The organism is Methanothermobacter crinale (assembly GCF_055397825.1).
Map to the genome: position 1 here is coordinate 998,667 of NZ_AP042450.1, position 25,682 is coordinate 1,024,348.

Annotated in this window: 18 protein-coding genes; 7 read left to right on the top strand and 11 right to left on the bottom strand. The window is 39.0% G+C overall.

Annotation, left to right across the window (positions count from 1 at the left end; translation table 11 throughout):
* Position 1 precedes the first annotated feature (1 nt).
* The 3 genes from ACZ5XX_RS05910 to ACZ5XX_RS05920 are packed head-to-tail and all read left to right on the top strand — an operon-like array spanning position 2 to position 2,247.
* A complete protein-coding gene (locus ACZ5XX_RS05910) occupies positions 2-700 on the top strand; it encodes an RAD55 family ATPase (protein ID WP_464583452.1) in 699 nt (232 codons plus the stop codon).
* Position 701: 1 nt separating this feature from the next.
* Positions 702-1,388 carry an RAD55 family ATPase gene (locus ACZ5XX_RS05915; protein WP_464586260.1) on the top strand — a complete coding sequence of 229 codons (687 nt, stop codon included), beginning with the start codon at positions 702-704 and terminating at the stop codon, positions 1,386-1,388.
* Between the two features lies 1 nt (position 1,389).
* On the top strand, positions 1,390-2,247 hold the full coding sequence (locus tag ACZ5XX_RS05920) for a tetratricopeptide repeat protein (RefSeq protein WP_464583454.1): 858 nt from the start codon (positions 1,390-1,392) through the stop codon (positions 2,245-2,247).
* Here the strand turns inward: ACZ5XX_RS05920 and ACZ5XX_RS05925 are convergent.
* From ACZ5XX_RS05925 to metG, 4 genes are all read right to left on the bottom strand, one after another.
* Positions 2,227-3,108 (bottom strand): MraY family glycosyltransferase, encoded by an 882-nt coding sequence (locus tag ACZ5XX_RS05925; protein WP_464586262.1) that lies wholly within the window; start codon positions 3,106-3,108, stop codon positions 2,227-2,229. The genes ACZ5XX_RS05920 and ACZ5XX_RS05925 overlap by 21 nt on opposite strands.
* Positions 3,109-3,193: 85 nt before the next feature.
* The gene (locus ACZ5XX_RS05930; protein ID WP_464583456.1) at positions 3,194-3,655 is read right to left on the bottom strand and encodes a helix-turn-helix domain-containing protein; all 462 of its coding nucleotides are present in this window, start codon (positions 3,653-3,655) and stop codon (positions 3,194-3,196) included.
* Between the two features lie 31 nt (positions 3,656-3,686).
* Positions 3,687-5,240 carry a DUF530 domain-containing protein gene (locus ACZ5XX_RS05935; RefSeq protein WP_464586264.1) on the bottom strand — a complete coding sequence of 518 codons (1,554 nt, stop codon included), beginning with the start codon at positions 5,238-5,240 and terminating at the stop codon, positions 3,687-3,689.
* A gap of 24 nt (positions 5,241-5,264) precedes the next feature.
* Positions 5,265-7,226, bottom strand: coding sequence for a methionine--tRNA ligase (gene metG / locus ACZ5XX_RS05940; protein ID WP_464583458.1), 1,962 nt, complete (start codon positions 7,224-7,226; stop codon positions 5,265-5,267).
* Between the two features lie 956 nt (positions 7,227-8,182).
* Here metG and ACZ5XX_RS05945 point away from each other — a divergent pair.
* Positions 8,183-8,488 carry a hypothetical protein gene (locus ACZ5XX_RS05945; RefSeq protein WP_464583460.1) on the top strand — a complete coding sequence of 102 codons (306 nt, stop codon included), beginning with the start codon at positions 8,183-8,185 and terminating at the stop codon, positions 8,486-8,488.
* A 29-nt stretch (positions 8,489-8,517) separates the two neighbouring features.
* On the opposite strand, the gene ACZ5XX_RS05950 is transcribed toward ACZ5XX_RS05945, so the two are convergent.
* The 3 genes from ACZ5XX_RS05950 to ACZ5XX_RS05960 all read right to left on the bottom strand — a co-directional run bounded on the left by ACZ5XX_RS05950 (position 8,518) and on the right by ACZ5XX_RS05960 (position 16,361).
* Positions 8,518-9,930 carry a Mur ligase family protein gene (locus ACZ5XX_RS05950; protein ID WP_464583462.1) on the bottom strand — a complete coding sequence of 471 codons (1,413 nt, stop codon included), beginning with the start codon at positions 9,928-9,930 and terminating at the stop codon, positions 8,518-8,520.
* A gap of 1,083 nt (positions 9,931-11,013) precedes the next feature.
* Entirely contained in the window at positions 11,014-14,562 is a 3,549-nt protein-coding gene (locus ACZ5XX_RS05955; protein WP_464583464.1) for a cobaltochelatase subunit CobN, read from the bottom strand.
* Between the two features lie 17 nt (positions 14,563-14,579).
* Positions 14,580-16,361: an AAA family ATPase gene (locus ACZ5XX_RS05960; RefSeq protein ID WP_464583466.1), complete on the bottom strand. Its 1,782-nt coding sequence runs from the start codon at positions 16,359-16,361 to the stop codon at positions 14,580-14,582.
* Positions 16,362-16,549: 188 nt separating this feature from the next.
* Here ACZ5XX_RS05960 and ACZ5XX_RS05965 point away from each other — a divergent pair, with 188 nt between their 5' ends.
* Positions 16,550-16,894, top strand: coding sequence for a hypothetical protein (locus ACZ5XX_RS05965; RefSeq protein ID WP_464583468.1), 345 nt, complete (start codon positions 16,550-16,552; stop codon positions 16,892-16,894).
* 390 nt (positions 16,895-17,284) lie between these two features.
* Here the strand turns inward: ACZ5XX_RS05965 and ACZ5XX_RS05970 are convergent, their stop codons facing one another.
* A complete protein-coding gene (locus ACZ5XX_RS05970; RefSeq protein ID WP_464583470.1) occupies positions 17,285-18,382 on the bottom strand; it encodes a DUF763 domain-containing protein in 1,098 nt (365 codons plus the stop codon).
* Positions 18,383-18,989: 607 nt separating this feature from the next.
* Between ACZ5XX_RS05970 and ACZ5XX_RS05975 the strand changes: the two genes are divergently transcribed.
* Positions 18,990-19,319: a TSUP family transporter gene (locus ACZ5XX_RS05975; protein ID WP_464583472.1), complete on the top strand. Its 330-nt coding sequence runs from the start codon at positions 18,990-18,992 to the stop codon at positions 19,317-19,319.
* Between the two features lie 14 nt (positions 19,320-19,333).
* Positions 19,334-19,525, top strand: a complete 192-nt coding sequence (locus ACZ5XX_RS05980; protein WP_464586265.1) for a hypothetical protein — start codon at positions 19,334-19,336, stop codon at positions 19,523-19,525.
* Positions 19,526-22,462: 2,937 nt separating this feature from the next.
* Here the strand turns inward: ACZ5XX_RS05980 and ACZ5XX_RS05985 are convergent.
* From ACZ5XX_RS05985 to ACZ5XX_RS05995, 3 genes are all read right to left on the bottom strand, one after another.
* Positions 22,463-23,833: an MATE family efflux transporter gene (locus tag ACZ5XX_RS05985; protein WP_464583474.1), complete on the bottom strand. Its 1,371-nt coding sequence runs from the start codon at positions 23,831-23,833 to the stop codon at positions 22,463-22,465.
* Between the two features lie 120 nt (positions 23,834-23,953).
* The gene (locus ACZ5XX_RS05990) at positions 23,954-24,535 is read right to left on the bottom strand and encodes a hypothetical protein (protein WP_464583476.1); all 582 of its coding nucleotides are present in this window, start codon (positions 24,533-24,535) and stop codon (positions 23,954-23,956) included.
* A 20-nt stretch (positions 24,536-24,555) separates the two neighbouring features.
* Positions 24,556-25,680 carry a DUF4352 domain-containing protein gene (locus tag ACZ5XX_RS05995; protein ID WP_464583478.1) on the bottom strand — a complete coding sequence of 375 codons (1,125 nt, stop codon included), beginning with the start codon at positions 25,678-25,680 and terminating at the stop codon, positions 24,556-24,558.
* Between the last annotated feature and the right edge of the window lie 2 nt (positions 25,681-25,682).

Here is a 25,682-nt window from a genome sequence, read left to right on the forward strand (position 1 = left end):
ATTGATTGTAAGGATTTCATCAGGGATTCCAGGCTTAGATGAACTTATAGGAAATGGGGGCGGGTCGTTCGCCGAGAACACCGTTACCCTCATCTATGGCCCTCCAAAAGTTGGAAAATCCGTCTTTTCTTATCAGTTTGCATATGAGGGTCTTCGTAATAATGAGCCATGCCTTTATATCAGTACAGATTATGGCTTGAAAGACATGGAAAGAAATATAGCCAATTTCGGTTGGAACCTCAACGAATATATCGAGAATGAAAATTTTTATCTCATAGATGCGATATCAACAATTTCTGGCGGGGAGGTTGAGAGTAAACCCAATTATCTTCTAGCATCTGTGCATAATCCTACCGATATCATGGTAAAATTGGGAATGGCCCTGCGCCAGATAACATCAAAGTTGCCCCGTTTCAGGTCAGTTCTTGATTCTTTAACAACCCTCATGGCATTTAATGATGAAGTTTTGATTGTGAGGGTGCTCACCATTTACATAATGCGTATAAAAGAGAGTGGGGGAACAGCTATTGTAACCTACACTGAAGGTTCGGCCGATTCCAAGGTTGAGAACATGTTAAAGGCCATAGTAGATAATATAATCCACCTTGACGGGGAGAACCTTACCATAGAGGCTATGATTGGAAGTGGTAAGGTAAGGGCACCCTATAATATAACCTCTAAGGGTATAATAGTTGATTAGTGTGATGTTCATGGAAGACCATAATATGGAATTTTTTGATTATCTCTTCGAGGATGCGGCGCCGGGGGATCTTATATTAGTTTATGGCCCCCCTAAGGTGGGTAAATCCATATTCTGTTATCAGTTTCTTTATTCAAGCCTTGTGGGTGGCGAGCCATGTTTGTATATAGTGGCTGATTATGGTTCGAGGCAACTTGAGCAGAGGATGATGGAATTCAATTGGTTTCTGCGACCATATATTCAAAATGGTGATGTTTACATTATAGATCTTTTAACTCGCTTGGCTGGTGTTAAGGTTGAGGATTCAGGGACATTAAAGTTTTCATCAGTCCAAAACCTCACTGATCTTATGGTAAAGGTGGGTGTGAGTACACGTTCATTATTCAGAAAATCGTCCAAATTTAGGGCGATCCTAGATTCTCTCACTGTGATATTCGCATTCAACCCCCCAAACCTCGTATTAAGGCTTTTAAAAGCATATAAGGCTCGTATAAGTGAGGCTAGGGGTATAGGGGTTGTGGTGCATACGACAGGTACTGTTGAACCTTCAATTGAAAATTCCTTGATGGAGTTAGCTGATTTAAAATTATGTTTTGATGGGGAGAAAATCCAGGCAGAATCTTCAGCAGGTGAAAAGTTTGTTCAATACACTATAACAGATAAGGGAGTTAAAAATATTAGGGGATAAAATGATACTTGACTTATTTGGAAGGAAAAGGTCGTTAGAGGATTATATCCGCCGCCTCCAAGAATTATGGGAAGAAGAATTCGATATTTTGTTGTCAATAGCAGGATATTATCTTGATAAGGGTGAACATGAAGATGCTATGGAATATCTTGAAAAAGCGTTTAAGGTAGCTGTTGAAATGGATGATAAAGAACTTGAAGCTCTCGTATTGGATTCTATGGGCGAGGTTTACCTAGATAAAAGGGAGATAGATGTTGCTATTGAATATTTTAAGGAGGCATTCAAGATTTATTCTTCAATTAAATCACCCAATAGAGAAGAGATGAAAGAGAAGATAAAAGAAGTCGAAAAGATGAAAGAAGCCATAGAAATGGCTAAATTGCATGAAAAACTTGGAGAAACTTCCACTTTTAGACCGGGAAAGTTTGAAGTTGATATTGACAAGATAGTTCCAAAATTGAGAACATTACTTGGACGTTTAGAATCAGTATATAAACCATCTGAGAGTAGTATTGAAGAGTTGAAAGAAGCCTTAGATATAGCTGCCACGATTAACGATGAATCGAGTGAGGCTTCCATCCTCCTAATCCTTGGAACCCGTTCATTCGAAGATAAAAATTATGATGAAGCATTCAATTATTTTAAACGAGCTGAAGAGCTATTCAGTAAAACAGAGGATAAGATGTCACTTGGAACTGTGAATGTTTTCCTAGGTATCATATACTTCCTCAGAGGAAATGAAGAAGAGGCCCTAGAGAATTTTAAAAATGCTATTGAACTTTTTAGAGATTCAGACGACCCTAAAGCTTCGGAGATTATCAGGGATATTTGTAGGTTATTATATCGGATCAAGAGGTAGTACAAAGGCTAATAGTATCCCGAGGGAACCGAATAATATCCCTATAAGCCATACAATGAGCACAACATGTTTTTCTTTCATTGGCCTTCTAAGTATCCATCTTATAAGTGAATTGAACCCTTCTGAAGGGGCTACAAGTCTACCATCTTCTGTCACCCTTGTCGGTGCGTGATGATGCCTCTCCATCACACCTGCACTATGGAATTTTAGGAGAGAATCTATTATATTCGGCAATAATATAATGAATGCTATACTCTTTATACGTCCTATGAATGCTACAGCGGCTATACATGCCCCTATTATAAGTGTCCCAACATCCCCAGGGAATACACGTGAAGGATAACGATTGTATATTAAAAAGGCTAAGAGAGAGCCTAACATTGTCATTGTGATGAGTGAAACATCATATTTTCCCATTATTATACAAGATGCTGTGAGTGATATCATGGCTATAGATCCTAATCCTGATTCGATTCCATTCAAGCCAGCTAGCATGTTAGTGAGGTTTGAAGTGATGGAAACTGCTATTGGCATGCTTATAAGATATAATATGCCCACGTTAGGGGGAGCTACCCATATAAGTGGGAGTCCTGCCAAGAATAAGAGGAATACTTTTTCTTTTGATGAGAGTCTTACAAGGTCGTCCACCATCCCAACAAGGCCAACTAGTATAATAACGAGTAGGGTTACCATGAGTTCATAGTGTAGTTTTGGGAATGTGCAGATTGCTATGAACATTCCTATTATGAATCCAAATAATATTCCAATGCCGCCCATCTCGGCGACTATTGGCTTGGAGATCTTGTGGATGTCTTTCCCGACCACGTTGGCATTCATTAGCTTGTTTATTAATCTTGGCATTACAAGGTAGGTTGATGAAAATGCCACGGCAAAACAGATAATAGATACTGTTATTATAGTGTTGAATTCAACTGTTAGCACGGAATCACCCTTTTTTGATTATATAGTAGACTGTCCTTAGGGGTATATTAAATTTTTCGGCTATTTTTTTCGCTGGTATGCCCTTTTCTGCCATTTTCTGCACGCGCATCCGCGTGATTTTATCATATTTAGGCTTGGGGCCTCTTTTGAGTTTCATGTCCCCTTTGAGGTAGTATATAGTCTTGAGGGGTATCTTTGTTATACTCGCTATCTCTTTTGGGGTTTTGCCTTCACTTATAAGCTTTCTGATCATTTTCACATCCTTTTCGGCGTATTTGCGCCGTCTTCTAGGTTCTACTTTTATTCCTAGGTCTTTGAGGGCTTTGAGGTATTTTGGTGGGATTCTATTATATAGGCTGGGTGGGCATGTGATTTTTTCAAGGTCGGGGTTTTTTTCAAGGACTTCTATTATTCTACGTGAAGTTAATGGCTGGTTTATATGTATTTCTTTAGCCAATATGATCACTTTCTCTTTTTTGTGGCATTTGATGTGTAGTTTATTTGATCATTTCCATGAAGAGCCTGGCCTTGTTGGTGGGTTTTGTAAGGGCTTTTATGTTTTCTTTTTCTTTTTTTAACTCGTTTAATGTAATTGAGAATATATTAGCACATGCTTTTTCATCTATATCAGATTCTAGGTTGATTATAGCGGCTCCGAAGGCTCTTTGGTTGATTTTCATGTGCAGACCTTTTATTTTTTCTTCTATCTCAAATTTTTTCAATAATAATTTTTGAAGGTTTTTTATATAAAATATTTTCTCACCATATTCTCTGAGGAGTTTAACGGCTTCTCTGTCCATTTTATTAAATGTTTTGGATTGTCTGCGGTCTAGGACTGGTCCAAGGCCTGGGAATGGGCCTGCATATTTACTTCTCCTGTCATAGGATGTTGTGAGATAGTAGCATGTGATATCCCATAATATGAGGGTTATGGGGATTTTTGAGAAGATGTCCTTGATTATTTTTTCTCTCAATTCTAGGTCAGATTTGAGGTCTGGTCTGAGGTTTCCGTCTTTATCTGCCAGACCTTCTTGGATGAGGAGGTTTCTTAGTCTTCTTTTTCGGATTTCTTCAAGTTCTTCTCCTGTAAAAGGTAGTGAGTATTCTTTAGCCTCTTCAAGTATTTCATCATATCTTTTAACTAGCTGGGGTTTTTTTAATCTTTTTTTGAGGATTTCATTTTCTCTTTTGGCTATGAAATCTTGGACAAAGCCGGAGTAGCCTAGTGCTAGTGCTGTTCTAATATGTCTATCATTGATTATTGTGGATTTTCTACGATGGAATTGTATGAATTCTATCCTTGCATGGGGTCCGTATTCTTGTTTTAATTTTTCTTCATAGTCGATGTGGTCGATGTCTTCGATGGTCATCTTTTTTCTGATCCAGCGCCCAGATTTAGGAATTTTAACGATCATGGTTGCTGAGGTTATGGTTCCACTTTTCTCATCTTTTAGGAGTCTTATAATCTTTTTGAAGGATTCCCTGGCCCATGGGGTTAATTGGGAGATTTTAACCATATAGTCTCCTGAAAGAGGAAGGTGTGGTATTATCTCAGGGCGTTTTATGTTCCCTTCTTCGAATTTTACTTGGAGGGTGGAGCCGCATTCACATTCTCTAAGTCTATTCTCTGGTAATTCGCCGAGTTTGAAGACTCTTCTGCACCTTGGACAAGTTAGGGTGCCGTGTTCTTCTAGGTGGCCTAGTGCTATCTTATGGGATGCTATTGCAGAGTTTACCCTGTCCAGGATGTTCTTTTTGAGTGAGGCTTTCATCCTGAAATATTGTGCTTGTCTTCTTATGTCATGGAGGTCCTCTGCTTTCAACTCACCCTTTAGTGGGGGGCCGTAGATTGCCACTGAACGGTATGGTGTTTTGAATCCTTTCAGCTCCATTCTCTTTTTTATCTTTTGGAGTTTCATTAGATTGGATCTTAGATAAGCGTATGTTTCAACGAAACCTTTGGGGTCTATGAGGTTATCTAGGTTTATCTTATGGGTTTTTATACTTTCTAGGAATTTTTCAGATTTTGCTATGAGGGCTGGTTCCTCCATTTTTATCAACGATCTTTTTTAGGTTTATTTTATCCTTTCACCTATCTTACCATCTTCTACTGTTAGTAAGCCCATTTTTTCTGCTGTTGCGAGTATCATGCCCTCAGATTTTACCCCGAATAATTTTGTAGGTTTTATATTGGCTAGTACTATGACTTTTTTCCCTGGAAGTTCATTTGCTGAATATTTTGATCCTATGCCAGCCACTACTTGGATTGTTTTATCACTTAGGTCAACTTTCAATTTTAGTAGTTTGTCTGAGCCTTTGATCTCGGAGGCTTCTGATATTCTACCTACTCTAAGGTCTAATTTTGCGAAATCTTCTATGCTAACATCTTCTCGGGGTTTTGTCTTCTGGTGGAGTTTGCGTTTTTCCTCTTCTATGATCTTGTCTTGGATCTTGGCGAATAATGGTTCGGCTTCTCTGATTTCATGGCCGGCCTTGATTGGGGTGGTGGCGTCATCCCATGATATACCCTCTAAATTGAGTATCTCCAGTATCTTGGCGGATTTCCTGGGCATGTATGGTTTTAGGAGCGCTCCTATAGCCTTGGCTAGCTGGTTACAAGTGAATATGCAAGCCGCGGCCCTGTCAGGTTCTTCTTTAATGGTTTTCCATGGCTCTTGGTCGTTGAAGTACTTGTTACCCTTCTTCGCCAAGCCTATTATCTCTACGAGCCCTTCTCTGAAATTGAATCTTTCAATGGCATCTTCGATATCTTTTTTAGCCTTTTTAATATCCTCTATGATTCGGATGTCCTCATCTTCTAGATTGGCTTTGGGTATCCTACTATCATAGAACCGGTTGGTGAATGAAAATGTGCGATGTAGGAAGTTGCCTAGGATGTCTGCTAGTTCATCATTCACTCTCCTTTGGAAGTCATCCCATGAGAAATCGGTGTCCCTTGTTAGGGGGGCGTTTATTGTAAGATAATATCTTAGGATGTCGCTTTCAAATCTTTCCAGGAATTCTGATGTCCAGACAACCCAGTTTTTGCTCGTGGACATTTTCTTACCCTCGAGGGAGAGGTATTCTCCTGCTATGATATAATCTGGTAGTTTGCAACCATAGGCCATGAGGAGCGCGGGCCAGAAAATTGCATGATGATAGATTATATCTTTTCCTATGAAGTGGACTACTGTGTCTTCCCAGTATTCTTTCCAGTCTTTGCCTGTTTTTTCGCTCCATTCAACTGCTGATGAAATATAGCCCAGGAATGCTTCTCCCCAGACGTAGATTATTTTTCCCTTGGCTTCTTTGAGGGGGACTGGTATTCCCCATTCCATGTCCCTTGTAAGTATCCAATCCTTTAGGCCTTCCTTCACCCATTGAAGTGCGTAATTTTTAACATTCGCAGGCAAGTTCTTATTTGATTTTATCCATTTGAGGAGTTTATTTTGGAATTTGCTCAATCTAAAGAAGTAGTGCCTAGATTTTCTGACTTCTGGTTTTGAGCCACATATCATACACTTGGGGTTGACTAATTGTAGGGGTTCGAGGTGTCTGCCACAGGCTTCGCAATGATCTCCCCGGGCGCCATCAGCCCCACAGTATGGACATTTACCCTCAACGTACCTGTCAGGGAGAAAACGTTGACATTCCCTACAATATAATTGTTTTATATCCTTCTCATAGATAAAATCCTTTTTGTAGAGTTTTAGGAAGAATTTTTGGGATATCTTATGATGTAATGGGTTGCTTGTACGTGAAAAATTATCAAATGATATGTCACATGCTTCAAGGTCGCGACGAATCATCTTATAATAATGTGTTGCCACTTCAAGAGGATCCTTTGATTCCTTCTCGGCCTTGACAGCTATTGGCGTCCCATGTTCATCTGTTGCACATACAAACAAAACATCTCTACCTTTCATCCTATTGTAGCGGGCATAGATATCGGCTGGTATATATGTTGATCTTAAATGTCCAAGATGCGTTGGCCCATTTGCATATGGAAGTGCACATGTGATAAATACTCTCTTCACTGTTCTATCCCTCCGAGAAATGACATTTACCTAGCCTTAGTTTGAATTTGAGCTAATATATATTTTCCTATCCTCCAGAAAGGATAGCCTTAACGGCCAAATCGCATCCTATGCTTTTTTCTGATAGGATGATCATCCCCATAAAATGGAATCTCGATAATTTATATAGTTAAGAAAAATATTTTTTTAGCATTTGGCGCTGTTAGATCTTCTTCCAAAAAGTAAAGGATACAGTATTTCATGGGAAATTTGAGAGATGTACACATTCCCATATAAATAATAGTTATGGTATGTAGAATAAGGATGGTATGCTGACTAGCTACAAATTCTATCCCCCATAAGTAGATCTAAAATTATAGTCCCCTTAATGTCTTAATCCTATAAGATTAAGTGTAAAAGATTTTTTTTGATGTCACCATGAGGTTAAACTATAACCCATTCCCATCTTTAAATGTAGATTCCCTTCACATTTTGATTTATGTACGTGAGTGTTGTGGTTGATGTTTATGCGCATTGGATGATTTTATTCTTATATGGGAGGCAGTGGTCTACAATACTGTTGTAGTGGTTGCGCTCATCTTGAGCGTCGTATGGGTGATGATACAGCTTATAATCATCAGGGTGGAATGTTATTTGAGGGGTATCCCCTTGTAGTATATTCCTATTATTATTCATGGCGCTTTTGGTTGTATCTCATAGACTTTTTGCATCCTTTGTTCCCCCATCGTGGATCGGTTGGCCTCATAGGGGGTTACTTTTGAAATATTTTGTACTTAAGTATCCACTTATAGGATAGAGAGGGTTTTGCAGGTAAAATAGTCTGATTGGATGTTTAGTGCAAGGGTCAATAATTTTTTTTGTATTCATTTTTTCTAATTTTTATAAGATATTTTATATACTATAGAAAACAAAATGTATATTAGATTTTTTCAAATCTGTGTATAAGGGTGAAAATATTGACAAAGATAGGAAAAATATTGTATGAGGTTTTTGCGAAACATCCTCAGATGAAAGAAAGATTCAAAAAGAAGATTGATAAGGGATTAACAGCCAGTAAAATGAAAGAATATGTTGACATGGGACAACCGTGTTATTTATTATTCCCCGATCCTACAAGTTTCGGATGCCAAGGATGCGACCTTAAATGTAAAAGGGCGACTACAACATGCCAAAAGTTGAAGAAACATTCACTTAGTGAAATAGCTGATAAAACGCAATTTTACAAGCGCTTCGAAACATTACTTCAGCCAACAATAAACTAAACATGCCCCAGAAGGGGGTCCTAAGAAAACTATAAGGTGGATTCAAACTTTGATTTTAGTCTGGCCCAGAGTAAGTGTTCAGGTCCGCACCCAGAAACTATAATGGATTTTGTGGATGCTTCTTTTATAACTTTGAGGATTTCATCTATCTTTTTATCTATGTGTTCATTTGATATGGGATGGAAGCTAGAATCGAAATATCCTTTGATGATCTTATAATATTTCTCCGCTGCAGAAATTGATTCTCGTCCTGGAAAAACATGGACTTTCATAGGCTGTGCAGATCTGATAACTCTTAGATGGTCTTGGAATATTTCATCTTCACCTTTGTCTGGGGTTGTATAGATGAGTGTCAGCTCATGTGATGGATGAAATTGGAGGTTAGCTTTTAGCGCGTCCCCATTGTCTCCTTGGCCTATACCCACGGTTTTATCATCTAATTTGAATATTTCGAATCTTCCAGGTGGTAGGGAGAATTTTTCAAGTTCCTGTGCTGTTTTTTTCATGGTTTCTTTTATATTTTCTGGGTTGGGGGTTAATGTGATATAGGCTGTGGAGGCGCAGAGGAAATTGTAGATGTTGTGGATGCCAAAATTTGGAACCTTTAATTTGAACTTTGATGAGATCCTCTTTTGGCTTGTATAATTGTATGTTTCACTGGCAATCTCTATTTTCCACTTTTTGTCTTCTTTGGATATTCTTGTTATTTTGACGTTGGGCTCTGGCCTTGAGAATCCACAATTACACTTGTATATTCCACGATGATTTAAGTATCTCTTGGAGTATTCTAGTTTTTTGCCGCATCTTGGACAATGTACTGGCGCGCTTAGGGGTGTTTCATCCTCCAAACCCACTTCGAGGCCATAATAGGCTACTTGGACGTCTTTTTCTTTCTCCATTCCAATGTAGGCTGTTCTTGGGTCATCAGCGTTACAGATTATAACACCTTTTTTCATTGGGGCTGAGAGCAATCTTTTAGCTTTGAAGTATTCTCTGAATGGGTTTTTCTCCCCTGCGACCATTAGGTGCTCTCTGGAAATTGTGGTATAAATGACGCCGATGGGATCTACGTATTCACAGACTGTATCTGGGATTGAATATTTAGATGTTCTGATACCATATTCAAACACTCCCAGATCAGATTCCTTTCTTAGTAGTCCTGTTGCAACAGCATTTATTGTGTTACTGTCGAAGTTGCATGAGACTGAAGAATCTTTTTTTAGGAGTAGGCATAACATTTTTGTGGTTGTTGTTTTACCATTTGTTCCGGTTATGAGTATGTTCCCAATCTTTGACCTCTTTGAAAGTTCTTTTAGACAATCAAGTCCACCTACTTTAAGGAACAGGTAACCTGGGAAACTTCTACCCATACCTTTTCCAAGTTTGACTATGAAAAGGGCTAACTTCCCTGCTATACGTGCTATAGTACACTTAAATGTCATTTCAACATCCTCTTCTCGTGTTTTAGGATATTACCTCCGTGGGATCTAAATTTTCTTATTATTCAGAAAAGTGTAAAGTGTGGGGATACCTTTTCCATACTATTCTATAATTGTCCCATATAAAAGGTATGAAATGGGTTAACATTTCCCCTCTTTTTTTGATGATGTTTTTAGAGAATCTTCTCTTCTGATGAGAAGGTGCGGATACAGAAGCCTTGAGAGTAATAGTTTTAATTGCTTTGAAAAATTTGTGAGAATTTGATTGCAAGAGCTACCTACTGAACCTCCAGTACAGGATGTGAGGATTGTAGAAAATACAACTAGATAAAAACAGTATTTTTTTTGCTTTTAATCTTTATTTACTTTATCTTTTTTAAACAGCCCTATTTACACTTGAAACCCATAAAAATCCTCGAATATTACTTGATACGAATAAATAAAAAATACTTTGTTAATTTATGTCCTTTCTCGACCTGTTGTTAAATAATCCCATACCAGGATACTTGGGCTAGTTTTTTCATTGTCTTACGTGGTATGAAATCTCAGGTTAGATTCATGTCTTTAGATTGCAATAGCTTATCTACTATGATATTCTTTTGCAGCTTCTAAAAAAATCTTCAAATATAAGTACCTTAAATTTCCTGACTTAATCATTGATGTCGCGGTCAATTCATGCTGCAGTTTTTTGCAAAAAGAGCAAAAAATCCCCATTTTTGCCTTCATAATAGTAGGTTTTAGCTTTTTTTCTATCATGGTTTCATAGTACTTGTAAAGCCAATCTGTGACTTTTCTCTCTTCCACACCTTTAAGTATAATCTGAAAACTTTCATTTAAAAGATGGCTTTTGTTCAGCTTTCGCTTTAACAGTCAGATCTAGATGGGGAGGTTAGGCCAGTTAATTCGTATGTGTTTTCCTGATAAAAATCCATTTGAATATGGAGGGCCTTTAGGGAGAGGTCGATTCTGAGGAGTGAAATTTTGATTTTGCAGTGCTAAAAAATATTATTTTAATGAATGGGGGTTGTGAGAGTCTGTAAACTCCAGATGAAGCCTCAGTCGTAAAGAAAGCCTTTGCGTGGTGGTTCACTCGAGTTGGTATTCTATTGATATTAGTGTTTCCCTGATTTTTTGGATTTTTTCTTTTGAAGTCTTCCAGTAGCCTCTTCTCTCAGTTTCAAGTAATATTTCGCCGATTTCGATGGTGGCGAATGGATTATTTTCTAGGAGTTTCTTTCTCATCTGGGGGTCGAGTATTAACTTGTCTGCTACGTTCTCATATATCCAGTTTTCAACTTTATCTGTGGTGGCTGAAAATCCTAGTAGATGTTCTATCCTGTCTCTGATATGTTTTGCACCGTGGAAGTCGTGTTTTAGCATGCCATCTAACCATTTGGGGTTAAGTATACGGGTCCTTGCGGCTCTTTCAATTGTCTTGTCAAGGTCTTCTATGTATATTTCTTCTTCGGTTGAATCTATGACTTTTATAGTGGCTTCTTCGCCTTTACATGCTTTGACTGAACTTGAAAGTCCGCCGAGGAATTCATAGTAATGGTCAAGGTCTGTGACTTCATATTCAACATTGTCTCTTTCTTGGGTTACAATGTCTACACGTGCCAGTTGCTTTTTTAGGATTTCATCTTCTCTTTTTATGCCATCTGGGAGGTATGCATAGGACATGCAATCTCTGTAGGCGTCTGATAGTTCTTCTTCTTCGTCCCAGGAGCTGTTTTCGACGAGTTGCGGGAGGTTGGTGGCATATTCTTTTGGTGAGGGTCCGAATATCCTTGCGAGGGATTTGTCTTCAAGGTAGTGTTTTCTTATGTAGTTCATGTCTTCTGGTTCGTTGAGTTCTGCTACTTGTTTGAATGCCCTGTTTAGTAGGTCTATCTGTGTCCCTAGTGTGTCCCTGAATATCCCGCAGATGTTCACTACCACGTCGACTCTAGGCCTTCCAAGCTCTTCAAGGGGTATTACTTCGAATTTTTTGACCCATGGCCCATATTTTCTTGTTAGGCGGAGGCCTAAGAGTTCTAGTATCATTGATATTGTGTCCCCGCCGGTTTTGAGGGTTTCGAATCCCCATAGGATTATCCCTATGGTTTCAGGGTATTTTCCATGGTATTTTAAGTGTTCTTTGATTAGGAGTTCTGCGGCTTTGCGGCCTCTGTTTTCTGATGCTACTGTTGGTATTTTCATTGGGTCGAATGCGAACATACTATAGCCTGTTGGGTATGTTTCTGGATCTTTTATGGGGTCTCCGCCCCTGTTGGGTTTGATGTATTCTCCATTTAGGGCTTTTATAAGTGATTTGCTTTCAGATGAGAAATTAATGGTCTTGGAGAGTTCTTTCACCCATTCTATGTAGTCTTTTGGGAGGTGTTCTGGGATTTTATCTTCTAGGATATCTTTTAGTATTTTTCTGGCTTCTTTTTCCAACTTTTCTGGCGGTAATTTTTTGAATCTTTTGGATAGTATTTTGAGTATTGATGGATGTTCCCTGTCAAATCTCAAAACCCCTAATAAGTAATCTATTTGTTCTTCCAGGCTCCATTCTCTGTCCATATAATGCAATCCTGATGGTATTAGACGTTTTTTCATCCTGTGGAGTTCTTTTTCGATTTCGTCCAAATCTGTGGGCATGTTCAATGTTTCAGCTTTTTCCTTTATGAGTTTGAGGGTTTCTTCTCCCTCCTCTTCCCTGTATTCTTCTAGGAGGTCTTCGAGTATTAGATATTCTCCGTATAGGTCTGATGGTCTCATTGGAGGTGATGCATGTGAAATACAGAGTGCATAGGACCTTCTTTTGGCTATGGTCGATTCTGAGGTGTTACCCACCCAATAGTAGTATATGTGTGGGATTGTGCCTATTAGCAGGTCTGGGTAGCATGAGCTTGAGAGGCCTGTTTCTTTGCCTGGGGTGAATTCGAGGGTTCCGTGCATGCCAAAGTGTATTATGGCATCTACTTTAAGGACATCTTCGAGGTAGTGGTAGAATGCTAGATATTGATGGTGTGGGGGTAGGTCCTTGCTATGGTAATTTTCCGGATCCTCATGAACTCCCCTTGAAGGTTGCACACAAAGGTAGACTCCTCCAAGGTCGAGTATGGGTAATGTTATCCCTTTTTGGTCTGTCATTATATTTCCTGGGGGTTCACCCCAGTATTCTATGATATTCTCTTGGATTTTTTCTGGGAGTTTTTTGAACCAGCTAGTATATTCTTTTATGTTGAGATGATGACCTGACCTTTTAAGGTATCTTGGAGTGTTTATAATACCATTTTCTAGTAGGAGGTCCTTAAGGTTTTCTTTTGGTATCCTAATTTTGTATCCATGTTTTTTGAGCTTTTTGAGGAATATTTCAAGGCTTTTGAAAACGTCGAGGTATCCTGCGCTTCCAAGATTGCCCTCGCCTGGAGGATAATTATAAATGACTATGGCGATCTTTTTCTCATGGTTCTCTTTATTCTTGAGTTTTAGCCAATTGAGGATTCTCTTGGAGAATTTTTCCATTCTTTCGGGGAGTACTTCAACTATTCTGATTTTTCCAAGGTCTTCGTCGTCTTTTGTCCGCATTGCTGCTGTGAAAAAGGGTTCAATTCCACCATCCAGTTCAGGTAAAGTCACGGCCAATATTACTTCCATTGGTTTAAGACTTTCATCTCTGGTCTCCCATTCGTTGAGGTCTGTTTCATGACCCCTTAAACATATAAGGTAGGGGGCGTTGATCTCTTCCATTAATTGATAGGTGACTTGGGGGTCGCCTCCATATGGGCCACCATGGATTTGGAAATATTGTAAATTTATAAAGAGGTCGATTTCCATCATGTATTCTTTGAGGGCTTTAATGTTGTAGCTGATGCCATCTGAGAACACTATTATACAGTTCACTTTATCATAAAGGTTTTCGTAGAGGGCCTCTACGAGTGGTCTTGTATCATCAAAGTGCATTCCACTATAGAATAGTATACCGATAGTGTTAAGTTCTGGTTTGAAATCTGCTGCCGTTTTGTATTCTTCCAAATCTTTGTATACGCCCTTGTATGGATGGTATAGTCCATATTTGGGCATTTTCACCGGTTCGGGTATTTTGTTTATGTTGAGGTCGCAGTATTCTCTTAGTATGTATAATAGCATGTTTTTGAGGTTTTCAGGGTTGCTTTGCTTGTAATATTCCAAGATTTTGAACCATTTTCTGAGATCTTCTTTGATTTCATGTGGGCCGTGGGTTTCTATTATATTTTTAAGTTCATCTTCTTTTATGAGTGGGTTTATGTTTACTCCTTTCTTTTGGAGTTCTTTGATGAGTTCATGCATGTTTAGTTTTCCAATCCTTGTAAGGCTGAGTATCCTGTGGCTGCTCCATACTAGTGAGATGACGGTTTTTTCTCTCCCAGCCAGTAAGTGGGGTAGTTTTCTGCCGAGTCGTTCATCACCTCTTATATCGACTAGTATCACATCAGACTCACTAATTTCTCTTTTTATATCGTCTAATGGAGTTTTAGGGTCCTCGTATTTGTCAAGGTATATTTTTCTGATTTTTACTATGTTCCCATATTTGCCTTTTATTTTGTTCAGAGCTTCTTTGAGGGATATTGTATTGTTTATTGTGGTGATTGCTAAAACTTTTTTCATAGGGGGCCCCCTCTATTTTAAATGAGTATTTCATCTAGATAGAATATTGGTGAGTCGAATTTAGCCGCGATTTCTTCAAGGACTCCTATATTGCGCCCTTTGGGCTCCGCGTCCACAAAGACTAAATTTAATCTTTTGAGTTTTGGGTAGAGTATTCTAAGGTCTTCTTCAAGGTTGGATTTTATGAAAATGTTGCAGCGCCCATCAGAGATGATTATGAGTGTGGGGGATAGTTCCTTGTACTTGGATGCTAACTTAGCCGCCTCCATGAGTGCAGGCGTTAATGGTGTTTTACCCCCAATTTCCAAGTTTTCGAGGATCTCATTCAATTTTGTGAAGTTTGTTGTGGGTTCGCTTATTATCTGGGCTTCATCGCCTTTGAATGATATTAGGCTGATTTTGTTCTTTTTTTCATAGGATTCTTTGAGTAGTAGCCATGCTATTGTCTTGGCGAATTTTATTTTTTTGTCGAGTTTCATTGAAGATGATGAGTCTAGGATTATTATGTATAGTGCTTCTGCTTTGCTTATTCTCACTTTTTCCATTAAGTGTTCTGGTAGGGTTTCCATGGGATTCTTTGGGTTTTCTTGTATGGCCTTTTTTATTGTTGCATCGATCGCGATACTATCTGGGTTTGTGGTTTCCTTTGCTTTGATGTATTTCCCCCTTTTTCCTGTGACGCTGGCAGAATTTTTGCCTTGTAAAGTGCCTGTGAGTTCAGCCATTTTCACACCTTTTTTGAGTTTTCTCTTTTTATCTATTTCGAAGTCATCTTCTGGTTCCTCAATTAGTTCTTCAATTAGTTCCTCGTCGATTTCTTGTTCTTTTTCGAATGGTAACTGTTTTATTCTATGTTTTAGTGCGAGTAGTGCGGCTTCTTTCACGTCTTTTTCTTTCACTTTCTTTCTTTTGTTGAATGCTGCGATTGCCGTGGCGGTTTTTGCTGTTATAATATCGGCCCGATGCGTCCTGATACCGATGGCTGCTGATATCTTCACTATAAGCTCAAGAAGTTCCTCTGAAATTTCAACTTTATCTAAGAGACTTTTGGCGTTTATTATTCTTTCCTGTAGTTCTTTTTGTTTTTTTAGGAATTTTTCCTGGAATTTTATTGGGTTTTCATCGAATTTCATCCTATATTTTATTATTTTGAGCCTTTTCTTGGGGTCTGTTAGGGCTTTAGCCTCTACGCAGAGTCCGAATCTGTCAAGTATCTGGGGTCTTAGGTCGCCTTCTTCTGGGTTCATTGTACCTACCAATATAAACTTGGATGGATGGGATACTGAGACTCCTTCCCTTTCGATGATGTTAACCCCCATGGCAGCTGCATCCAATAGAACATTCACGATATGGTCATCTAGGAGGTTGACTTCGTCGATGTAGAGTATGTTACCATTTGCACGAGCGAGTATACCAGGTTCCAGGGCCTTTACACCTTCTTTAAGGGCCTTTTTGATATCAAGTGATCCTACTACCATGTCTTCTGTGGCAGAGACTGGGAGTTCCACTATTGACATCCCCTTTTTTATGGTGGGTAATTTGCCTTCTTGTTCAAGGATCTTTTCACATTCTTGGCAGAGAAAATTTTCATTGGGGTTGCAGTTAAATGGGCAACCATCAACTACTTCTCTTATTGGTAATAGTTCTGCGAATGCCCTCACAGCAGTTGATTTCCCAGTGCCTTTATCTCCTTTTATGAGCACCCCACCTATCGTGGGGTCAATTGCATTTAAGATTAGGGCTTTTTTAAGATGCTCTTGCCCAACAATGGCAGTGAATGGGAACACTGAAAATTTCATAGACATCACCATTAAAGAAGATTTATAGACAGGTTAGGTATATAAATAACCAACATAGTATTAACAATTTAAATATAGAAATAAGATAGGGTAATACAAATTGTGCTGTTTTAATAAAAGCATGAAAAAAATTCTCTATATAATGTGTCAAATATAGTTCCATAGGAGTTTATGAGGTAAAAGGTCCCATGAAAACCAAAATATTGGAGGCTGTCCAGAAAGCCATAAGCGAGGGCGAACCTTTCAAAGATTTTTTAGAAGCATGTAAGGTAGTTGAAACTCCATTAAGGACTACTATAATATATCCTGGTGGCTGTGGCGGCTTCGTGAACATAGAATATTATGAAGACCTTGATGTTCTCGTCATAGACCCGTCACGCCACTGGGGCGAAGAAAAAATAGTCATAAACGCCTCCAAGGAAAATGAAACCCGAATATACAAACCTCAAATAGGCCTTAAGACCAGTATAGACCCTATAACCAGGGAAATCATAAAAGAATTCTTCGAACTATTGGAAGTGGGAGGGGTATGATCCTTCCAGGGTTTTAAAATACGAATGTTATCAGCCAAGCCAGGATAAGATACAAGGCCACCCCAGAGACTAAAGCCGGCCAGAAACCGTGCTTGGGGGTCATATAAACCAAACAAATAAGATAGATAATCCAAACCGGTGTCAGAAAGAGCAAACCTTTAAGATATGAAAGCACTGGCCGCATACCAGCCTCTAAATAGATTGTGGACAATGTGAGGACGGTGACAGATGGGAACATGGCAATAAAAGCCGCTAAAACACCCTTCTCTCTACTCCCAAAATATGTGGTTAAACTTACGACAATGCCACCAAGGATGAAATAGAAAATCAACTTTATATTTGTCCCCATCCTAAATCATCCCCCAGCTTATAAATTAAGGGGAAGGGTCATTATAGTCCCCCATTTTTTGATATGAAATTTTCTAAGGATCTGAGCGCCCGTATCTTGTCCTCTTTGTCTATTTTTGACTCATTAACAACATCCTCGAGGAATTGGATTGTATTATCATATACTCTCTTTTCCACTGGATATGGGTGGCCGTCCTTTCCGCCATGAGCAAAAGCGTATTTTACGGGATCTTCCCAACTTGGAGGCTCACCATATAATAGGTCAGAGAGCAGTGCTAAGGCCCTTATCTTCTTAGGCCCCATACCCTTAACTAGAATTAGATCTTCATAGTTTTCTGGTTGTATCTCATAGGCCTTTTCCAGTATTTGGAAGTCTGCCTCTGTGAAGACTTGCCATATTTCATGGTGTGGTGGCATTTCAAGTATACTATAATTGTAGAGTGTTGTCTGCCCTGTAATCTGCCCTTTTAAGTGTTCTGGCCCATCACATACAAGCTCCAAGCTTATATTCCTTGCGTTTCTACTTTCAGGCGCAGTCATATTCAAAACTTTTCTTTCTCGGCTTATACTTATAATACCAGTATGTGGGTTTTCAACGAAATCAGTTAGGTCTTGGCTTGACCAATGGTAGCGGCGCGCATATCCTCTCCTACTGTTAAGACCTTGTTGTATTGCTGTCCATTCCCCTATCTCATCCACTATAAAAGTATGATGGTATAATTGGTATGAATCTTGTATGCATGAATTGTCAACTTTTGCTACGAGGCGACTTGCACGTATCAAGTCCTGAGCTTCAATGTTAAAGAATTCTTCGGCGCCTTTTAGTTCTTTTGGCGTCTTCCTAGAAGCTTTGCCCTTTCCCCCAGTCACAAGGATGCCATGTTCTTCTGGGTTAATAGCATTTTTAAGGGCTGCACAAGTTGTTGTGGTAGTCCCTGAAGAGTGCCAATCAAAGCCTAGGATGCAAGAAAATGATTGGAACCAAAATGGATCGGAAATTCTCCTTAGAAATTCGCGACTCCCATACTCATCTATTATAATAGAAGTGATGGCCTTGGCAAGTTTCACCATTCGTTTAAAAAGCCACCTTGGGGTATGACCACCATGCAATGGTAAATTAGCATGACCTGTTCTTCTCATGAGAAAGACACCTTTATGATATTTTAGCTTTTATATGATATTAATTTGCCGATTTTTTCAGAGACTCTCACACATTGTACAAATACAAAAAAATCACATAAGTAGCTGGTTAGAATTGAAAGAGACACTGAAGTACCCATATTTCATTGAGGAAAATTTTGCTTGTCCCAGTAGGGGCGGTCTTATCCTCTTTTCGGCAGGTTTGCACCTTCTTGTATCCCCATGGACTTGGATGCTTCAATGAATAGTCTTTTTTATGTTGAGTAGTAATGTATTTCACTTCTTATGGGACTCCATGGAGGATAAATATTTAATGTGTGGTCTTATTCCTCTTTTTCTTTGAAGTGTTTCCTTTTTCCAGAAATTAAGATCAGCATATCATGAAAATCATAATTATTTTTATTAAAACGCTCTACATACCCCCATGGCGCAGAAGTTAAATAGGCTGTGATGGAGAGTGAGTGATGATGGAAATTGGTTTGATAATATTTTTCTTTTGTTATAGGTATCCTAGCAGGATTATTGGGAAGTTTGATTGGTACTGGTGGATGTGCATTAATGCTACCTATCTTGTCTTTTTATTGTATATAGAGGGGATATTAATCAATTGCCTATTGCTATTGGAACAACTCTTGTTGCTGTGATATTTACCACCATTTCTGGAGCATATGGACATTTGAGGATTGGAAATGTTCATAAAGGAACAGCTCTTTGGTTAGGGATTGATGGCACAATTGGTGTTATAGTTGGATCTCTCATATTTTCGTTTTTAGTCTTCTATAACTATCTCTTAATCCTTGAATTGATACTAGGACTTGTCTTCTTATGGCCAGCCATAAGAATGATCAAGGAAGGGATATTTTCACCACCCCCCATGAAGGAGGGTGACCAGATCGGGGGAAAGGTTGGAAAAAGGCCGTATTTGGGTTCCTCGTAGGTATTGCGACTGGAATAGCAGGTTTAGGTGGAGGATATGCTCTAGTACCTGGTATGATCTACCTTTTCGGGGCGCCAGTTTATATTACTATGGGCACGTCTCTAGCAGCTATGATACCCCTAGCATTGATTGGTGGCTTGCTTAAAATTTTGGGAAGTTATGTAAACATAGTATTTGCAGTATCAGTTGGTATTGGGACATCCTAGGCGCGCAGATAGGGCCAAAGATAATCAAGAAAATAAAACCAAACATTCTAAAGGCCATATTTGGGGTCGTATTTCTCTATGTCTCATTGAAGTACATACTACTCTACTTTGGTATACATATATAATGGTTGGAAAATGGGAGTGGAAAGGTGCTCTGTATCGTTTGAAGGATAAGTATGATTATCTTCTTTTCCATTTTTTATTTTTTGTGTGGGGTATGGTCAATTGGGAAATCTGAAAGAGTCCAGTGGGGTTGAACGAGGTTGTGTGGTGAGGGGCTTGGTGTCCATATTTTCTTCGTTATAGGCTAATATAACGAACATAGAAAACGAGCGAAAAAACGACCCTCAAGCTTATAAAAAGGCATGCCGATCCCCCCAATTTTATGTAAAGTTCTGTAAATTGAGAGCCTGAAATCTGTCCCCCACATAGAGAAGGGATTTGATCCAAGGATAAAGTGGTTATATAGTAACACAATTATACCACTAAAGACCTTGGAGAACCCCCCCTTTAAAGAGAAGCTTTAAAAGCTTTTAACATTTTTCAAAGCAGGTTTAAAATCTTCCTAATTTATAGCGTTGAATTCCAAGGATTGGATCTACAATTTTAACAATAGGGTGTTGATAATATTCCCTGTTTTTATAATTGATTATTCTATTCTCCCTGCGTGGAATTTTCTGCTTTTTGAATCAGCTTCATGAAATGCTCATACTTTAAAGTGAATTTAAATTCGACTATCTTATGTCATTCTTCTAAAATCATATTCCTGCTTTGGTTCTTGGATTCTATTCGTTTTTAGTTGTATAGCTATTCATATTCACGGGGGGCAGCGGTAAATGGCCTATAATCATTTTCACGTAAGGGTTCTGTTTCGTAAAATGGAGTTTTCATGCTGACACGACTCTTGTTTTGAACATATCTTTTCAGGAAGTGAAGCATTAGTGTCCTTTTCGCTGGTGCTTGATGAGTTGCGCGGCGAAATAAATGCGACTATCAAAATTGCATGGAAGAGTAAAAAGCCGATCATTCTATTCAATGAAAACCCTATTCTTTGAGATCTTTTTTGTTGATTTTATAGGTCTTTTCATTTTCGATAAGCATAGAAAGAGAGTTGCAATACTTCCAACAGAACAAGGAAGATCTTCTTGTGATTAGGGAAATATCTTGAGAGCTTTAAAAATAAACAGAAGGGTTTAAACCAAGACCTAGGGCTAGAGTTCTTATGTAACAATCAATATATGCTGTTACATAAGAGACATTAAGAGATATACATGTTTCATAGCTTGAAAAAAAGTCTTTTGGGGGGGTTACTAACATCCACCTTTCTTTGGTATTGGTAGGAGATATTTTGATTTTGTGAACGCTAAAAAAATGCTGGAACAGAGGCGAACATACTGGATCTTTATAACCTCGATATTATTTTTTTCAACGTTAGCGTGAAGGATCCCCCCTTATGGGATTGGAATTCACAGTCAATTAAAATCCTTTGTTGGTCATGGGAATCTAACGTGCAAGGGGAACATGTAAATTCTAAATTAGGGACTTTGTTAGTTTTGGGGTTGGGTTTAGTTTGTGGAAATGTGTTGGCGGATTTGCGGGTTAGAGTTTTGAGTACGGTTTTATGTTGGTTTTTTGAGTAATGGGGGTTTGCAAAGTTGTTATTATATTTTATTTTGAGCGTTTCATCTAATTTGATGTAAGTGGCGTCGGTGTTGGCAGGTTTCTTCCGTTATTGCGGGAGCGGATTTTTCGCATGATTAACGATACTTTGTAAATGTTTTTCAATCTTGTTGAATAGTTATCTTTTTTTTGTTTATGCCCTTTTTGAATAGGTCTTCTGTTAGGGGATGGGTACTTATGGGATTTTCTCTATATTTTTCCACTCAGCATAGGAAGGTTGGGGGTTGGTAAAAATGAAAGCTTCATGTTGCTCATTTGTTAAAATATGGGACAGCATTTATCTCTTCGAGGAAATCAGGGCCCTACCATAACCATATATTTGATGTAGTTATAGACGCTATAGCTTTTCTTTCATAATTCTATACAACAGTTTTAGGTGGACAAGATATTCAGAAGCTTTTATTTGTGGCGGTTTTACATTTCACTAATTATGGGGGTGTAGGTGCCTATGACTATCATGTCCCAGCCGTATTTTCTGTGGCGGGCTCATTTTGTGTGGTTCTTGGCCAGGTTGGCTGCTGAATTCTTGTGCAAGCTTATATGGGTAAAAGCTTCCGGCTAGGATGAAGTATACTGAAGAACTTTTGGTTTGTTCTATCTACTATGTAAATACATTTATTGTATTCTGCAAAATTTCTTCCACAGTTGAAGCAATGATAATAATACCATAAGTCTCCTTGGGGGCCGGTAGCATATTGCTAGGCTTGACCGCCGCAGAATGGACATATAGGACCCAGTTCACCCATATATGTCAAAATTTCGGCTGGGAATGCTGTAATTCCACCATTATCTTCGAATGTGCTAGCTTGGTTGACGGGTCCATCTCGTTTTCAGGTATACTTTTCTCTCTTTGCATAATGGGGACTTCCTTGGAGATCTGCATTAACATTTCAGTTGTAAATCCTAGGAATCCAAACTAGGATAAAACAAATGGAGGAGAACCTTCGTTGCCTTATCCATGATAAACCCTCTCTCATCTAATATCTTTAATTGAAAAGTTTTCACATTCTAAAAATTCGCAATTTGGAAGGGGTGAAGGGTAATATAAGCCAGTAGTTGTTGGAATACATGATAACGAGGAAGATACTAATCTTTAAGGTAAGATCCATGTTGATAATGGGAAAATAGAATTCATATAGCAAGAGATCATGCAACATGGATTCGATTATAAGGTTTTTTTACAGAAAGGATGGGAAGGAGCATGCTGCGGGGGAATGTCATCTTCCCATGACACTAAAGGGGGGGTAAATTGAGGCTTCAGTGTAGTTGTTGTAACCGTTTTATGTAAATTCGGGCCCAAAGGCATGCTATCATACTCCCTACAATATCACCTGCAACTATACCCCACCAAGCCCCTCGCTGGCCAAGATTAAACATGATGGCTAATATATAGGCGAATATAACTATGAAGAGTAATTGTCTTATTATTGTTAATATTAGTGAGGTTGTTCCTTTCCCTATGCCTTGGAATATGGAATTGGACATGAGGCCTGGGGGTATGAAGATGTAGAATAGGCACATTATCCTCAGAAATTCGGTTATTGTCGGGGCTAAATGTCTCGCTTGTGGAGAATATGTAAATATCATTGAAATATATGGTGCAAGGACGAAAGTTAGTGTGCTTGTGACTGTGGCCACGAGCATGCCCATTTTTATAGAATAGTTATGGGCTATAGAGAGGTTGTTGTATTTTCTGGCTCCGTAGGCTACCCCTGCCACGGTAATGGTGCCTGTGCCAATTGATATGAGTGGTACAAAGCCTATCATCACAACTCTCCAACCGGCTGAATAGACTGCTACTGCATCGGTCCCAGCTACTGTAACGAATATTATGTTGAGGATAGCTGTCCCTGCAGAGATCACGAAAAATTCTACACTGGCTGGTAAGGCGACTTCTAGGATGGATTTAGCGACTTTGAAGTTGGCTTTGAAATATTTCCATGACAATCTTGTGAATGTGTCTTTTTTGTAAAGGAACCAGTATATTATAATGGCTGATACGAGTGCTTGGGATGCTAAGGTTGCCCATGCTGCTCCGGCAATGCCCATCTTTAGTGAATAGATGAGGATGGGGTCTAGTATCATGTTAATGATAGCTGATATTATCATGGCATACATGGTTCTTTTGGTGTCCCCTTCGCCTCGTAGTATTCCATAAGCAGAACCTGTGAATAGTATGAAAATTGTACCGGCAAATATTATACGACCATAGGTGAGGGAAAGATTGAGGGCATTTCTCGCTCCTAACATTAAAAGGAGATTTTTTAGGGAAAATTCTAATAGTAGGGTGATGAGTAGTGAAATGATAAGTGTGAGTATTATGGTGTGTATTGCAGTGTTGTTCATTCGTTTAGTTTTTTTGGCTCCGATGCATCTGGAAATGGCTGAGGTTGCACCGGCTCCAAGGCCATTTGATAGGCCGACGAGTATCATGTAAATTGGTGTGACGAATCCAATAGCTGCGAGGGCATCTCCTCCCAATCCAGAAACCCAAATTGCATCTATTAAATTATAGGTTGATGTTAAGAGCATGGCAACGATAAGATGACTTGAAAGTTTCAGAATGGCTCTTCTAGGGTCTCCTGTGATGAGAGCAACACCCTCTGTATCATCTTTTTTTTCATTCAAAAAATCACAGCCTATATTACCGCTAGAAACTTTCCACTAAAAATAGTAGAAAAAAATCATTATTAATCTTTTTTGTAAAAAAATATCTAAAAGAATATAAAAAAAGGGAGAGCTCATGTTTTAGCCGCCTAGTTTCTCAACTATCCTCTGAAGTCCTGGCTTTCCTATTTTAACTCTCCAATTCTCCAACTCTTTACCTAATTTTATGAATTCATCTATATCTGCTTTGAGGGCTTCTGTATCGCCTTTCTCAAAATCGTCGGCCATCTTGTTCATGAGGGTGATTAGCTTTTCTGCTTTTTCTTCTACGTCTTTGCTGTAGACTTCCCTTATGTCCTTTGCAACATCCCCCATCAATAGAACATCATATCTGAAAGCCACGTCTTCCCGATTACTGCTACAATTATATTTAAACTCTTGGAGTTCTTTTAATGGTATTTCACTTCTAATTTCATCTGCTATCTTTTTTCTTTCTTCTGCTGGGATGACCTTAAGGTCAACTCCTTCAAGCATTGATCTTATCTCTTCCATTTCTTTTATTTCACTGGGTGTTATGAATGGCTCTTCCATTGCCTTCAAGTCATCCTTAAAGGTTTTCAGGTCTTTTGGGACGAGTGTTGTCATGGCATATGCATAGTAGCTTGCATAGCCGCCGACAACTAACACTAAAACTATTATCAAAGCCCAATACTTCTTATCCATCTTTTATTCACCTCCAATTTTTATTGGAGTCCGATTATTGGGATGTTTGCATTCTCTAGGAGTATGGTATATGAGCCTGTATAGCTGACTCCATAGGCGCTGCCCTTTTCTGTGCCCACCACCTTCAGTAGTAATCCTGTTGTTTTATCATAATAGCATGTTTCTCTCACGCCATTCCCTTCTATTTTGGTTACCCAGCATTCGACTTTTTTGCCCATGAAATCTATTGTACTGGAACCCTCCAAGGTTTCAGTTCCTACTTCTTCTCCATTTTCAAAGACTGGTATGGAGTCGCCTGGTGCTGTTAACGCATCCCTAGGGAAGAAGCATTGGGAAGAATATGTCCCGTTCTCATCTTGGAGTGTTTCAGGATCAAAAGTGGAGGATTGGGAAGCTATTGGCTCTTGATACACTTCGCTGCTTAGCCATATTGTCTCGCCGCTCCTTTCGATGACTTCCTCTATGTTTCCTGCCGTGGCATTCCTATAGGTAACATTTCCTTTCAAGGAATAGGTCTTATTATTTACTGTGCCATCCCATTTGTAGTTTGCATATATTCCAGGGCTTGGTATGGTTTTGATGGAACCTATACCAGCATTTTTTGGCTCTGAAAGCGGATCCAAAATAGAAGTATATTCTATAATCTCTGGGCTTCCTTCAACGTCAAAAACTAGTAAGAAGCTTCTACTTTCCCCTCCAGGTATTTCAACACTTTCTGGGATGTCTGTGCCCTGACCATAAAAATTTGAATAATCCATGTATTCATTTTCACGTAGAAGGCTGAAATCGCTTGCATAAACCCTTATTGGATCTTTTCCATTGTTTTTCACCGTCACGTTCATAACAATGAACCTATCATTGTTTGGTGTGTTATTAACGACACTGTCTAGGGCATATGCCGAATTTACAGTTAGCGAAACGTCCACATCAACCAGAAGGCAACTGATAATATAAATTGCTAAGACAGCAATTAAAACATATCCAAAGGATGCCAAGACCATCTTCCAAGGACTCCTTGACCTGAAACCAGGCACCTTATCTAAAAATCCACCCCGGCCACTCACTTCATAGGTTAATCTTGCGCCGCATTTCTGGCAGAATTTCGCTTTTTCGGGGTTTTTCGCCCCGCATCTCGCACAATACAAGA